Source organism: Pectobacterium aquaticum (assembly GCF_003382565.3).
Taxonomy (GTDB): Bacteria; Pseudomonadota; Gammaproteobacteria; order Enterobacterales; family Enterobacteriaceae; genus Pectobacterium; species Pectobacterium aquaticum.
This window is the reverse complement of the sequence record NZ_CP086253.1, coordinates 2254038-2266836: the sequence shown is the minus strand read 5'-3', so window position 1 is coordinate 2266836 and position 12799 is coordinate 2254038. Positions and strand designations below refer to the sequence as shown.

Genomic DNA, 12799 nt, shown 5'->3' with positions numbered 1-12799 from the left:
CTTAGTTTTTACGGAACATTTTCAGCATGCGCTGAGTCACGGTGAAACCACCGAAAATATTGATGCTGGCGATCAATACGGCAATGAACGAGAAGAACGACACCCATCCGCCGTGGCCGATCTGCAACAATGCTCCGACAACGATAATGCCTGATATTGCGTTAGTGACTGACATCAATGGCGTGTGCAAGGCGTGGCTGACATTCCAGACAACGTAATAGCCCACCACGCAGGACAGCGCAAAAACGGTAAAGTGAGACAAGAACTCTTTAGGCGCAACATCGGCCAGCCAGCCAAACAGCAGGATGGCGATGACGAGGAACGCATATTTCTTCCACGGCGACGTTGGTTTAGCTTCTTCCTTCACTACCGCAGCGGCAGGTTTCGCCTGCTGTGGCTGTGCGGAAACCTGAATCGGCGGTGCTGGCCAGGTAATTTCACCTTCTTTAATGACGGTCACACCGCGAATCACGGTATCGTCAAAATCGACGTCGATTTCGCCATTTTTCTCTTTGCAGAGTAATTTCAGCAGGTTAACCAAGTTCGTGCCGTAAAGCTGTGAAGATTGCGTCGGCAGACGGCTAGGCAAATCGGTGTAACCGATAATTTTGACGCCGTTTTCCGTCACAGTGACACGATCGGCTACGGTCAGTTCGCAGTTCCCGCCCGTTTGCGCCGCTAAATCGACAATCACGCTACCGGGTTTCATGCTCAGCACCATTTCTTTGGTGATCAGGCGCGGTGCCGGTTTTCCAGGGATCAGTGCGGTAGTGACGATAATGTCGACGTCTTTTGCCTGAGCGGCAAACAGTTCCATTTCCGCTTTGATAAAGGCTTCGGACATGACTTTGGCATAGCCGTCGCCGCTGCCCGCTTCTTCTTCAAAGTCGAGTTCGAGGAACTCAGCCCCCATGCTCTTAACCTGCTCTTTTACTTCAGGGCGGGTATCAAAAGCACGAACGATAGCTCCTAAGCTACCTGCGGCACCGATCGCAGCCAAACCGGCCACGCCAGCACCGATAATCATGACCTTAGCAGGCGGAACCTTACCTGCAGCGGTAATCTGTCCAGTAAAGAAGCGGCCAAATTCGTGAGCGGCTTCAACGATGGCACGATAGCCCGCGATGTTAGCCATCGAGCTGAGCGCATCCAATGACTGCGCGCGCGAAATACGCGGCACGGAATCCATCGCCATCACCGTCACCTGACGGGCAGCCAGCTTCTCCAGCAACTCTGGGTTTTGCGCTGGCCAGATAAAGCTGACAACCGTACTGCCCGCGCGGGTCAGTTCGATTTCATCATCCTGCGGTGCATTCACCTTCAGGACGATATCGGCTTGCCAGACTTCCGAACTGTCAACGATCGACGCACCGACTTCTTCGTATGCCGCATCATCAAAACTTGCCAGTTTTCCCGCTTCACGTTCTATCGAGACCGTAAAGCCCAGTTTCAGCAGCTGTTCAACCGTTTTCGGCGTCGCTGCTACACGGGCTTCATTGGCCAACCGCTCTCTTGGTACACCAATACGCATGCTGATACCCTTTTCGCTTATTTTAACGAAGGTTATTATTCTCACCCTATTCTGTTATACGAATTCGCCGAGACCTACTGCACCCTGTATCCCCGCATTCACGCGGTAGGAAGAGAGACTTATCATCTTCTTACCACACGTTTTTTGAGGCGTCTCACGGTAGGCGAACTCATTTATAACGTACTGAAAATGTGATCGATGATCCATAAATAAAATGAATTTCACAGAAAAGCCGAGTTATCAAAGGTTCTGCCAGCCTTTCTTGGTCGAAAATCATGGTCTTCTCTGCCTTTTGTAGCATTATTATAGAAGTATTTTTCTGGGCTGTTTCACAAAAACGATGTGTTACAAGGTTGTTAATACGATAAATTGTATAAATATCCCTTATGATGCCAAAACAATCATTAACCGTTATTATTAGCACTTTTCTTGTTGCAAGCCGAAGTGTCATGGCCTTTCCGCCCGCTGAAAATGCTAAAGCACAAGAATTTATTCCGTGCGATAATCAGCCCCATTCCGTTACAGGTTGATTGCTATACCTTAAATAATTCGAGTGGCAGGAAGGCGAAAGGATTTTTTTATGAAGCTGAACACTACTGTTATTGCATCCACATTGTTGTTATCACTCTCGGCATTTTCAGCGCAGGCTGCGCAGGAACTTACGCCTGAACAGGCAAAAAACCTGCAACCCTTTGAAAGAATTACATTTAAAGGGCGTTTTAACGCGATCAATGAAGCGGTCGCGGCATCCTCAACACGGGCTGATAAGTTGGGTGCAGCGTCGTTTTATGTTCAGTCTATGACGGATGCTAACTCAGGCGACTACTGGAACGTGACCGTCGACCTATACCATAGAGATGCTCCTAAAGCAAAACAGAACGTGCAATATCGCACTATCTACGGCGTGAAAGAGCTGCCGAAAGATGCAGCCTATCTGCTGGAGCCTTATGACACCGTCACGGTGAGCGGTTTATTCAGCACTCAGCCTGACCTGATCGACGCCATTGCGAAAGCAGCAAAAGAGAAAAATGCCTATTCGTTCTACATCGTTCGTCAGGTTGATGTGAATTCGAATAGTGCTAATCAAAAAGCTACCGCATTTATCTATAAAGCCGATGCGCCAAAACGCCAGCTTCAGAAACCTGATGCGATCCCTGCAGATTCTGATGCGGGTCGCGCTGCACTAGCTGCTGGTGGTGCAGAGGCAGCGAAAGTAGAAATTCCAGGCGTTGCTTACTCCGATAGCCCCAGCCGCAGCGTGGGCAACTTTTTTGAAACGCAGTCGTCAAAAGGTGGACGTTACACGGTAACATTGCCTGATGGCGCACAAATTCAGGAATTGAACAACGCCACAGCCGCACAGATGGTGCCTTTCGACTCTATTCAGTTCCGCGGGAACTACACCAATACGACACAAATATCCGAAGCCGTTGCTAAACGTGCGGGCGAGAAAGGTGCCAAGTACTACCACATCACCAGACAGTGGGAAGGCAAAGGCAACAACATGACCATCAGTGCCGATCTCTATAAATAACAGACATCGCGCTGTGTCGTAGAAAACGGCGAACGTTATAAACATAAAAACCCGCGATATCGCGGGTTTTTTAGTGAGTAAAATTACTTGCTGGTATCCAGTTCTGGGAAGTTTTTCACCAGATCGTCAATCGCTTTGATCTGTTGCAGGAACGGCTCTAGCTTATCCAACGGCAGCGCAGACGGACCATCACACTTCGCATTCGCAGGATCCGGGTGAGCTTCAATGAATAGCCCTGCCAGACCGACAGCCATACCGGCTCGCGCCAGTTCAGTGACCTGCCCACGACGGCCACCGGACGCCGCCCCAAACGGGTCGCGGCACTGCAGCGCATGCGTCACGTCAAAAATCACTGGCGCACCGTTGGAAGCGTGCTTCATGACATTGAAACCCAGCATGTCGACAACCAAATTGTCGTAACCGAAGTTGCTGCCGCGATCGCACAAAATCACCTGATCGTTGCCACCTTCGATAAATTTATCGACGATGTTCCCCATTTGCCCCGGGCTGACGAACTGCGGTTTTTTCACGTTGATTACTGCACCGGTTTTCGCCATCGCTTCCACCAGATCGGTTTGGCGTGCCAAAAACGCAGGAAGTTGGATCACATCAACCACATCGGCAACGGGCTGGGCCTGATGCGATTCATGCACGTCAGTGATAATTTTTACGCCAAATGTCTGTTTCAGTTCCTGGAAGATTTTCATCCCTTCTTCCAGACCGGGACCGCGGTAAGAGTGAATCGAGGAGCGGTTAGCCTTATCGAATGACGCCTTGAACACGTAAGGAATGCCCAACTTCTGCGTGACCGTGACGTAATGCTCACAAATGCGCATCGCCAGATCGCGTGATTCAAGAACATTCATGCCGCCAAACAGCACAAAAGGCAGATCATTGGCGACGGGGATATCCCCTATCTTGACCACTTTATTCGTCATACTTTTACCTTCATGTCGGGAAATAAATTAACGTAGCATTACTGCAAAACGGTTTCTTAATGTAAGACTGTTGTTTTAATGCAAGACAATCTGTTTCTGCTCTATCGAGTGAATCTGTACTTTGATCATTTCACTCACCGGATCTTCCGGGCACTGTTCAACGAAGTAGTTGAGATCGGACAGCGCAATATGGTCGCAATCCAGTTGAGCATAAATCAGGCCGCGATCGCGGATTTCGTAAGGGTCGTCCGGGTCAAACTGCAGCACGGCTTCGCTGGCTCTCAACGCCAGCTCCATCTGTTTTTCTTCCATCAGGGCGACTTTCAGCGTGTCGAGCATTTTACGCACGATCAGGACATTCTCGGCTTCATCCAGATCTTCATCCAGCAGACGGGTTGACGGGCCAATATTCCCTTTCAGCCACACTTCCAGCACATGTTCACTCAGCGTATCGCCATTTAGCGGATTGATCAGCCACATCTCTTCATCAAGCCAGTCGGCGCGCAGAATCAGCTGCGTCGGGAAAATCACCGGCATCAGCGGCAGACCGAGTTCATTGGCGATATGCAGAAAGATGATACCCAGCGACACTGGCAGGCCCTGACGAGATTCAAGCACCTGATCCAGCCACAGCGCATCAGATAGGCGATAAACGCCACCCGCACCACCGAATCCCCAAGTGTGATAAAACAGCTCAATCAGTTTTTCAAGCTGAAGATCTTGCTCAAGATCGTCAGGAATAGCGGCTCGGGCGCTCTCAACCAACTGTTGCAGATTTTGCCGCACATCCTGAGCGGGAAAGTCGCGGCGAATCGCCTGTGAAACCAACACGACACCATCACTTAGCAGTGACTGGTTGAATTCAAAATCAGCAATAGCACTCATAATTATTCCATCAGCAACGGTGACTGCGTCAGTGCCAACAGCACGACCGCACCAAAGCATAGTAAAGCAGATACAAACGCCAGCCAGCGAACGTTCTGACTACGGGGGCGTTTCCCCAAGGCGATAGCGCCAAGAAGGATATAAATGATAACGCCAAACAGTTTTTCCGTCAGCCAGCTTTGCTCGGGAGTAAACGGATACGTATGGCTGAGAACGATTAAACCAATACCGCTGATTAATAACAAGGTGTCGTTAATATGCGGCAGGATTTTCACCCAGCGCTGTTGCAGCATAGCGGATTGCCGGCACAGCCAAAAAAAACGAATCACAAACAGGGAAATACTGATACCAACCGTTGCCAGATGCAGATATATCGTGGCTGGGTAAAGAGTTATCACGTCCATTGCTCCTAATAAATTGGGGCATCCGACCAGCGTCCTAACGACACGCGGTCATTGCCACCATAGTCCTGACAGGTTTCTATTTGTGTAAATCCTCGGGCCTGCAATAGCTGACGCACCGCATCAGCCTGCTGCCAGCCATGTTCCAGCAGCAGCCAGCCACCGTCGTCCAAATAATGCGGCGCGGATTCAATAATCGTGCGTAAATCCGCCAGTCCGTTGTCGGCGGCAATCAGCGCGCTGGCAGGTTCAAAACGGACATCGCCCTGCGACAGATGCACATCATCGGCATCAATATACGGGGGGTTACTGGCGATAAGCGCAAAGCGGGTGTGATCAAGCGGTGAATACCAGCTTCCGGATAAGAAATGGGCGTTGTCGAGCCCCAATTGCTGGGCGTTTTTTGTCGCTAACGCAACGGCATCGGGTTGAACATCAACGCCAGTCACCCGGCAATCACGCCGTTCACTCGCCAGCGCCAGCGCAATCGCACCGGTTCCCGTGCCCAAATCCAGCACAGCACACGGCGTTTGAGGCAGGCGTAGCAAGGCTTGTTCGACCAGACATTCGGTATCGGGACGAGGAATCAGCGTGGCGGGTGACACGGCCAGCGGCAGTGACCAGAACTCACGCACGCCGATCAAATAGGCAATAGGTTCCCCCTGTTCACGACGCAGCAGCAGCTCGGTTAACTGCTGCTGTTCAGCCGCGTTCAGCTCAGTTTCACCAAACGCCAGCAGGAACGTGCGGGACTTGCCAGTCACAAACCCCAGCAAAACTTCCGCATCTCGCTTCGGGCTTTCTCCCGCCGCAAGCTGCGCCGTGGCCGAGATTAACCAATCCTGATACGTCATTATTCCTGCTCGGACAACGCAGCAAGCTGATCGGCCTGGTATTCCTGCACGACCGGCTGAATCAGCGTGTCCAGTTTCCCTTCCATGACTTCATCCAGTCGGTAAAGCGTCAGGTTAATGCGGTGATCGGTCACCCTTCCCTGCGGGAAATTGTAAGTACGAATACGGTCAGAGCGATCGCCGCTGCCGAGCAGGTTACGGCGGGTTGACGCTTCTTCCAACTGACGTTTCTGCACTTCTGCGGCACGAATACGCGCGCCCAACACCGACAACGCTTTGGCTTTGTTTTTGTGCTGTGAACGCTCGTCCTGGCACTCCACGACAATACCGGTTGGCAAGTGGGTAATACGGATGGCGGAATCGGTGGTGTTAACGTGCTGACCGCCCGCGCCAGAAGAGCGGAAGGTATCGATACGCAAATCCGCCGGGTTGATGTCCGGCATCTCCGCTTCTGGCACTTCCGCCATCACGGCGACCGTACAGGCCGAGGTATGAATGCGCCCTTGAGATTCAGTCGCAGGAACACGCTGAACGCGATGACCGCCGGATTCAAACTTGAGCTGGCCGTACACTCCATCACCAGAGATTTTGGCGATAACTTCTTTATAACCGCCATGTTCACCCTCGCTGGCGCTCACCACCTCAACACGCCAACGGCGTGCTTCAGCATAACGGCTATACATACGGAACAGATCGCCGGCAAAGATTGCCGCTTCGTCACCGCCGGTTCCGGCGCGCACTTCCAGAAAACAGCCGCGCTCATCGTCGGGATCTTTCGGCAACAACAGCACCTGAAGCTGCTGCTCCAGTGCTTCAATAGTCGCTTTGCTTTCTTTCAACTCTTCCTGCGCCATATCGCGCATTTCAGGATCGTCCAGCATCATTTCTGCGGTTTGCTGATCCTCTTGCGCCTGCTGCCATTGCTGGAAACAGCGGGTAATATCAGTGAGCTGCGCATATTCTCGCGACAACGCGCGAAAGCGATCCATATCAGCGATGACGCTGGGCTCACCGAGTAACGCCTGGACTTCTTCATGGCGTTCTTGTAACGCTTCCAGTTTAGCAACAATAGAAGGCTTCATGCGGGCGGTTAAATCCTGTAGTAGAAATAAATAGTAGAGATGAATGCTAGTCCAGCCCAAGGCTGTCACGTAAAATTTGTAACCGGTGTTGGTCGCCGTCACGAGCGGCTTGCTGAAGGGACTTGGTCGGCGCGTGAATCAGACGGTTGGTCAAACGGTGGGTCAGTTCCTGAATCACCGCTTCAACATCATTGCCTTGTTGGATGGCAGCCAGCGCCTTGGCCGTCATTTCCGCACGCAATTCATCGGCCTGAGCACGATAATCGCGAATGGTCTCCACCGCGGACTGCGCACGCAGCCACGCCATGAAGTCAGAGCTTTCCTGCTGCACGATAGATTCAGCCTGCACCGCCGCCGCTTTGCGCTGCGCAAGGTTATGCTGAATGATCGCATGCAGATCGTCCACACTGTAGAGATAAACGTTCGGCAATTTGCCGACTTCCGGCTCAATATCGCGCGGAACCGCAATATCTACCATCAGCATTGGCTGATTCCGTCTCGCCTTGAGCGTTCGTTCCATCATCCCTTTTCCGATAATCGGCAGCGTACTTGCCGTTGAACTGATCACGATATCGGCCTGAACGAGCTGTTCGTCCAGCTCTGCCAGCGTGATGACGTCTGCGCCCACTTCCGTTGCCAGCGCCTGCGCGCGTTCACGGGTGCGGTTCGCGATCACCATTTTTTGTACCTTGTGTTCGCGAAGATAGCGAGCGACCAGTTCAATGGTTTCTCCAGCACCAACAAGCAGCACGGTGACATCCGCCAGTGATTCAAAGATCTGCCGCGCCAGCGTACAGGCAGCAAATGCCACCGACACCGCGCTAGCACCAATATCCGTTTCCGTCCGAACCCGCTTGGCGACGGTAAAGGATTTCTGAAACAACCGCTCCAGTTCGCTGGACAGGGAATGACCACGCTGTGATTCGGCAAACGCCTTCTTCACCTGTCCCAAAATCTGCGGTTCGCCTAACACGAGGGAATCCAGACCGCTGGCAACGCGCATCAAATGGCTAACGGCAGCATTATCCTGATGCCAGTACAGGCTGCCGTTGACGTCTTCCGGGCGCAATTGATGATATTCACACAGCCAGCGAATCAACTGCTCACGCTGGTTTTCCTGTTCGTCAACGCTAAGGTAGAGTTCCGTACGATTGCAGGTAGACAGCACAACGCCGCCCTGCACCAGCGGTTGCTGTAGCAGACTGTCGAGGGCCACCCCGAGTTTATCTGGTGAGAACACAACACGTTCACGCAGAGAAACCGGTGCGGTTTTGTGATTAATACCAAGCGCAAGCAGGGTCATTAGGCTGTTTCTGAGTAATACCGGTCTTAGTATGGATTTCGTTTGAACCGCATTCTACTTGATGCAGGAGTGCAAGAAAAGCGACAGCACGCGATACACCTCGTCTGAGGTAGTCACTTTTTGACAAAAAACAATAAACGCCATTAACGAATAACAATCATTGACGCTGAGCGGTAAGCCCGTTAGCGTGACGTATTTCACGAACTTCGTTCATTTACAGGATACGACCGACATGCCAACCAAAACCGTCCGATGCCTGCGTTTACTGCCTTTAGCCAGCATATTGCTCGCTGCCTGTAGCGTTAATCAACCGACTCAAACGGGTAAAAGTGCCACTTCGCCAGAGTGGCAACAGCACCAGCAAAAGGTCCAGCAGCTCAGCCAATATCAGACGCGCGGCGCTTTTGCCTATATCTCCGATAGCAAAAGAGTATCAGCCAATTTCTTCTGGCAGGACACACCACCGCAGCGTTATCGGCTACTGTTGACCAACCCGCTCGGCAGCACCGAATTAGAACTGCGAGCCCAACCTGACGGCGTGCAAATCACCGACAATCAGGGCAAGCGTTACGTGGGTAAGGATGCCGAATACATGATTCAGCAACTGACTGGCATGGCGATCCCGCTGAACAATCTGCGCCAGTGGATTCTCGGCATCCCAGGTGACGCCACCGAATTCACGCTGGATGAACGCTATCTGCTGAAAACCATCACCTATCGTCAGGGCAACCAAAACTGGAATGTCAGCTATCAGAGTTACAACACTGAGTTGACACCTCCGCTGCCAACCAGTCTGGAGCTGGTTCAGGGTGACCAGCGTATTAAGCTGAAGATGAATAACTGGATGGTTAAATAAGCGATGCAACCGACGGTTATCGAGACATGGCCTGCCCCCGCCAAACTGAACCTGTTTCTTTATATCACCGGACAGAGAAAAGACGGGTATCACCTGCTGCAAACGCTATTCCAGTTTCTGGATTATGGTGACACCTTGACGATTCGGCCGCGTGATGACGAGCAGATTAACCTGCTTACCCCTGTCGACGGTGTAGAAAACGAGCAAAATCTGATCGTCCGCGCCGCACGCTTATTGCAGCAGCACTGCGAACGCTACAATATTCGCCCTGCCCGGTTCGGCGCAGATATCAGTATTGAGAAATGCCTGCCGATGGGCGGCGGACTGGGCGGTGGTTCATCCAACGCAGCAACCGTTTTAGTTGCCCTCAACCATTTATGGCAAAGCGGGCTGAGCGTAGATACGTTGGCCGAATTGGGGCTGCAATTGGGTGCCGATGTTCCCGTCTTTGTTCGTGGGCATTCTGCCTTTGCCGAAGGCATTGGCGAGCAGTTAACCCCCGCAAATCCGCCAGAAAGATGGTATCTGGTCGCCCACCCTGGCGTGAGTATTGCCACACCGTTGATTTTCAGCGATCCTGAATTGACGCGGAATTCGCCAATTCGTGATTTAGAAACTTTATTAAACCAGACCTTCGTCAATGATTGTGAAGCTATCGCAAGAAAACGTTTTCGTGAGGTTGAACAGCTACTTTCATGGCTGCTAGAATATGCCCCGGCGCGCCTGACTGGAACGGGGGCTTGTGTGTTTGCAGAGTTTGACACCGAGTTCGCAGCCCGTCAGGTGCTTGACCAGGCCCCGGAATGGTTAAACGGTTTCGTCGCGAGAGGTGTTAATATCTCTCCGCTACACCGTACGCTTTCTGGGCAACGTTAGGTTTTGCCACACACCGGCTGCCATGCGGCCAGTCTGTAGCAAACTTAATTCATACACCCGTATGCATGTTGTACCTGTTGTTTTTCCTTGCTTGGCAGGTGCAATATTTCTCTGGACGCAAGCCTGAGGTTCTTCTCGTGCCTGATATGAAGCTTTTTGCTGGTAACGCCATCCCGGAACTAGCACAACGTATTGCCAACCGTTTGTACACTAGCCTTGGCGACGCCGCTGTCGGTCGTTTTAGCGATGGCGAAGTCAGCGTGCAAATCAATGAAAATGTACGCGGTGGTGATATTTTCATCATCCAGTCCACCTGTGCACCCACCAATGACAACCTAATGGAACTGGTTGTGATGGTCGATGCTCTGCGTCGCGCTTCCGCGGGACGTATTACCGCCGTTATCCCCTACTTCGGCTATGCCCGTCAGGATCGTCGCGTGCGTTCCGCACGTGTGCCAATCACCGCGAAAGTCGTTGCTGACTTCCTGTCCAGCGTGGGTGTTGACCGTGTTCTGACTGTGGATCTGCACGCTGAGCAGATTCAGGGTTTCTTCGATGTCCCGGTAGATAACGTATTCGGTAGCCCGATCCTGCTGGAAGACATGTTGCAACAAAATCTGGAAAACCCGATCGTGGTTTCTCCAGATATCGGTGGCGTTGTGCGTGCTCGCGCAATCGCTAAACTGCTGAACGATACCGATATGGCGATCATTGACAAGCGCCGTCCGCGTGCCAACGTTTCTCAGGTGATGCATATCATCGGTGACGTCGCTGGCCGTGACTGTGTACTGGTTGACGATATGATCGACACTGGCGGCACGCTGTGCAAAGCGGCGGAAGCACTGAAGGAACGTGGGGCTAAACGTGTATTCGCTTATGCCACACACCCGATTTTCTCAGGCAATGCTTACGAGAACATCAAGAACTCTGTCATTGATGAAGTGATTGTCTGCGATACCATTCCGCTGGCGGAAAACATTCGTTCACTGCCGAATGTTCGTACGCTAACGCTGTCCGGGATGTTGGCCGAAGCGATTCGTCGTATCAGCAACGAAGAATCCATTTCTGCGATGTTTGAACATTAATCGCCGCTGATCGGGTAACCGATGACAAACGATAATGATGAAGCCACCTGTAACAAGGTGGCTTTCTTATTTTTCATCACTGTAAAAACGCTATCACTATAAAAACAAAAAACCGCCATAGCAAAGCTACAGCGGCTCTCATGTTCAATTTTCATTCACGCCTATGGCGCCATTAACGATTATGGATGGCGCTGGCGGCGACAACGCTTATCAAAGTGCTTAACCCACCAGTAACGATCCGCGACTTCTTCACGCCCGCTAATACGCGCCCCCGCCAACCAAAATATTGCGCCAGAAAAAATACTGACCAGATCAATGTAAGTCATATATTCAGGAACATTCAGTTTCGGGAACTGGCTGGCGATAGAAAAACCGATGCCGCCAATCATCATGATCATCCCGATACCCATCAATACATTACCGAGTACTGTCACGTTCTTGCGTTTCATCTGCCACCTCCAGATTAATTCTGTGGATGAATCGGAGTGCCATTACTGTTTACTCTCTTATTGTTGATGTAATTATAGGCAACAATGTACTGAGATGATTGCGGGAGGGATCACAGATAAGGGGAATGATTAATATTTTTTTACGTTTAAACAAACAAATAGACAAAAATCCGAATAATCACACCACTAAACAAATAACAATATTTTTACATTCCAACACCGATATTTGGCTATCCCTCATGCGGTGTGTAAACTAGCGCTTTCGTTTATCACACTACCCTGCGTAAGTTTAAGCACGTAATCTGGAATATACCGTGAGCAGCATTAAATTAATTGTCGGCCTGGCTAATCCTGGCGCGGAATATGCCGCCACCCGCCATAATGCGGGTGCCTGGTTTGTCGATCGTCTGGCGGACGCTTACCGTCAGCCGCTGAAAGAAGAAAGCAAATTTTTTGGTTACACCTCCCGCCTGAATCTGGCTGGGCAAGATGTTCGTCTGCTGGTTCCCACCACGTTCATGAACCTGAGCGGCAAAGCCGTCGCGGCAATGGCCACTTTCTACCGCATCCAACCTGATGAAATTCTGGTTGCACACGATGAACTGGATTTATTACCGGGAATTGCCAAACTTAAGCTGGGTGGCGGCCACGGCGGCCACAACGGTCTGAAAGACATCATCAGTAAATTGGGTAACAACCCGAACTTCCATCGTTTACGCATCGGTATCGGCCATCCGGGTGATAAAAGCAAAGTGACTGGCTTTGTGCTGGGCAAACCGCCGACGAGCGAACAGACGCTGATCGACGATGCCATTGACGAAGCCGTACGCTGCACAGAAATCCTGATGAAAGAAGACATGATCAAAGCGATGAACCGCTTGCATGCCTTCAAAGCGGCATAATCTGGTCAGAATGCGGATGGCAGATCGAGATAAATCGCCATTCCGTGTATAATCTGCCGAAATATTTCCATTCTGACAGGCAATAGATAGTAATTGCCTGATT

The 12799-nt window shown here is 51.3% G+C and carries 14 protein-coding genes; 5 read left to right on the top strand and 9 right to left on the bottom strand.

From position 1 onward, the window contains the following. Position 1 precedes the first annotated feature (1 nt). Positions 2 to 1531, bottom strand: coding sequence for a Re/Si-specific NAD(P)(+) transhydrogenase subunit alpha (pntA, locus tag DMB82_RS10440; protein ID WP_102116510.1), 1530 nt, complete (start codon positions 1529 to 1531; stop codon positions 2 to 4). A 580-nt stretch (positions 1532 to 2111) separates the two neighbouring features. Here pntA and ydgH point away from each other — a divergent pair. Then, positions 2112 to 3065, top strand: a complete 954-nt coding sequence (gene ydgH / locus DMB82_RS10435; protein ID WP_102116509.1) for a DUF1471 family protein YdgH — start codon at positions 2112 to 2114, stop codon at positions 3063 to 3065. An 83-nt stretch (positions 3066 to 3148) separates the two neighbouring features. Here the strand turns inward: ydgH and kdsA are convergent, their stop codons facing one another. From kdsA to hemA, 6 genes are all read right to left on the bottom strand, one after another. Then, positions 3149 to 4003 carry a 3-deoxy-8-phosphooctulonate synthase gene (gene kdsA, locus DMB82_RS10430; RefSeq protein ID WP_039480687.1) on the bottom strand — a complete coding sequence of 285 codons (855 nt, stop codon included), beginning with the start codon at positions 4001 to 4003 and terminating at the stop codon, positions 3149 to 3151. 75 nt (positions 4004 to 4078) lie between these two features. Then, on the bottom strand, positions 4079 to 4888 hold the full coding sequence (sirB1, locus tag DMB82_RS10425; protein ID WP_102116508.1) for an invasion regulator SirB1: 810 nt from the start codon (positions 4886 to 4888) through the stop codon (positions 4079 to 4081). Between the two features lie 2 nt (positions 4889 to 4890). Beyond that, a complete protein-coding gene (locus DMB82_RS10420) occupies positions 4891 to 5292 on the bottom strand; it encodes a SirB2 family protein (RefSeq protein ID WP_116162973.1) in 402 nt (133 codons plus the stop codon). A gap of 5 nt (positions 5293 to 5297) precedes the next feature. Further along, positions 5298 to 6143 (bottom strand): peptide chain release factor N(5)-glutamine methyltransferase, encoded by an 846-nt coding sequence (gene prmC / locus DMB82_RS10415; protein WP_116162971.1) that lies wholly within the window; start codon positions 6141 to 6143, stop codon positions 5298 to 5300. After that, positions 6143 to 7225 carry a peptide chain release factor 1 gene (prfA, locus tag DMB82_RS10410; RefSeq protein ID WP_116155263.1) on the bottom strand — a complete coding sequence of 361 codons (1083 nt, stop codon included), beginning with the start codon at positions 7223 to 7225 and terminating at the stop codon, positions 6143 to 6145. The genes prmC and prfA overlap by 1 nt, the downstream gene beginning before the upstream one ends. 46 nt (positions 7226 to 7271) lie before the next feature. Beyond that, positions 7272 to 8528 (bottom strand): glutamyl-tRNA reductase, encoded by a 1257-nt coding sequence (gene hemA, locus DMB82_RS10405; RefSeq protein ID WP_102116504.1) that lies wholly within the window; start codon positions 8526 to 8528, stop codon positions 7272 to 7274. A gap of 232 nt (positions 8529 to 8760) precedes the next feature. Between hemA and lolB the strand changes: the two genes are divergently transcribed. The 3 genes from lolB to prs all read left to right on the top strand — a co-directional run bounded on the left by lolB (position 8761) and on the right by prs (position 11345). Continuing rightward, positions 8761 to 9384: a lipoprotein insertase outer membrane protein LolB gene (lolB, locus tag DMB82_RS10400; protein WP_102116540.1), complete on the top strand. Its 624-nt coding sequence runs from the start codon at positions 8761 to 8763 to the stop codon at positions 9382 to 9384. A 3-nt stretch (positions 9385 to 9387) separates the two neighbouring features. Beyond that, positions 9388 to 10260, top strand: coding sequence for a 4-(cytidine 5'-diphospho)-2-C-methyl-D-erythritol kinase (gene ispE / locus DMB82_RS10395; protein ID WP_102116503.1), 873 nt, complete (start codon positions 9388 to 9390; stop codon positions 10258 to 10260). Positions 10261 to 10397: 137 nt separating this feature from the next. Then, complete coding sequence (prs, locus tag DMB82_RS10390; RefSeq protein WP_010274915.1) at positions 10398 to 11345, top strand: ribose-phosphate diphosphokinase; 948 nt, start codon at positions 10398 to 10400, stop codon at positions 11343 to 11345. Here prs and DMB82_RS10385 read toward each other — a convergent pair. Together DMB82_RS10385 and ychH are read right to left on the bottom strand one after the other, a co-directional pair. Then, positions 11342 to 11500 carry a hypothetical protein gene (locus DMB82_RS10385; RefSeq protein WP_167469147.1) on the bottom strand — a complete coding sequence of 53 codons (159 nt, stop codon included), beginning with the start codon at positions 11498 to 11500 and terminating at the stop codon, positions 11342 to 11344. The two genes, prs and DMB82_RS10385, sit on opposite strands and share 4 nt — an antisense overlap. Positions 11501 to 11524: 24 nt before the next feature. Continuing rightward, positions 11525 to 11794: a stress-induced protein YchH gene (ychH, locus tag DMB82_RS10380; RefSeq protein ID WP_029368994.1), complete on the bottom strand. Its 270-nt coding sequence runs from the start codon at positions 11792 to 11794 to the stop codon at positions 11525 to 11527. 314 nt (positions 11795 to 12108) lie between these two features. Here ychH and pth point away from each other — a divergent pair, with 314 nt between their 5' ends. Beyond that, positions 12109 to 12696, top strand: coding sequence for an aminoacyl-tRNA hydrolase (gene pth, locus DMB82_RS10375; RefSeq protein WP_010274897.1), 588 nt, complete (start codon positions 12109 to 12111; stop codon positions 12694 to 12696). Positions 12697 to 12799: the final 103 nt, after the last annotated feature.

Bases quoted from the DNA above. Each gene is read 5' to 3' on its own strand.
- pntA (WP_102116510.1), bottom strand. From the start codon at position 1,531: ATGCGTATTGGTGTACCAAGAGAGCGGTTGGCCAATGAAGCCCGTGTA.
- ydgH (WP_102116509.1), top strand. From the start codon at position 2,112: ATGAAGCTGAACACTACTGTTATTGCATCCACATTGTTGTTATCACTC.
- kdsA (WP_039480687.1), bottom strand. From the start codon at position 4,003: ATGACGAATAAAGTGGTCAAGATAGGGGATATCCCCGTCGCCAATGAT.
- sirB1 (WP_102116508.1), bottom strand. From the start codon at position 4,888: ATGAGTGCTATTGCTGATTTTGAATTCAACCAGTCACTGCTAAGTGAT.
- DMB82_RS10420 (WP_116162973.1), bottom strand. From the start codon at position 5,292: ATGGACGTGATAACTCTTTACCCAGCCACGATATATCTGCATCTGGCA.
- prmC (WP_116162971.1), bottom strand. From the start codon at position 6,143: ATGACGTATCAGGATTGGTTAATCTCGGCCACGGCGCAGCTTGCGGCG.
- prfA (WP_116155263.1), bottom strand. From the start codon at position 7,225: ATGAAGCCTTCTATTGTTGCTAAACTGGAAGCGTTACAAGAACGCCAT.
- hemA (WP_102116504.1), bottom strand. From the start codon at position 8,528: ATGACCCTGCTTGCGCTTGGTATTAATCACAAAACCGCACCGGTTTCT.
- lolB (WP_102116540.1), top strand. From the start codon at position 8,761: ATGCCAACCAAAACCGTCCGATGCCTGCGTTTACTGCCTTTAGCCAGC.
- ispE (WP_102116503.1), top strand. From the start codon at position 9,388: ATGCAACCGACGGTTATCGAGACATGGCCTGCCCCCGCCAAACTGAAC.
- DMB82_RS10385 (WP_167469147.1), bottom strand. From the start codon at position 11,500: ATGAAAATTGAACATGAGAGCCGCTGTAGCTTTGCTATGGCGGTTTTT.
- ychH (WP_029368994.1), bottom strand. From the start codon at position 11,794: ATGAAACGCAAGAACGTGACAGTACTCGGTAATGTATTGATGGGTATC.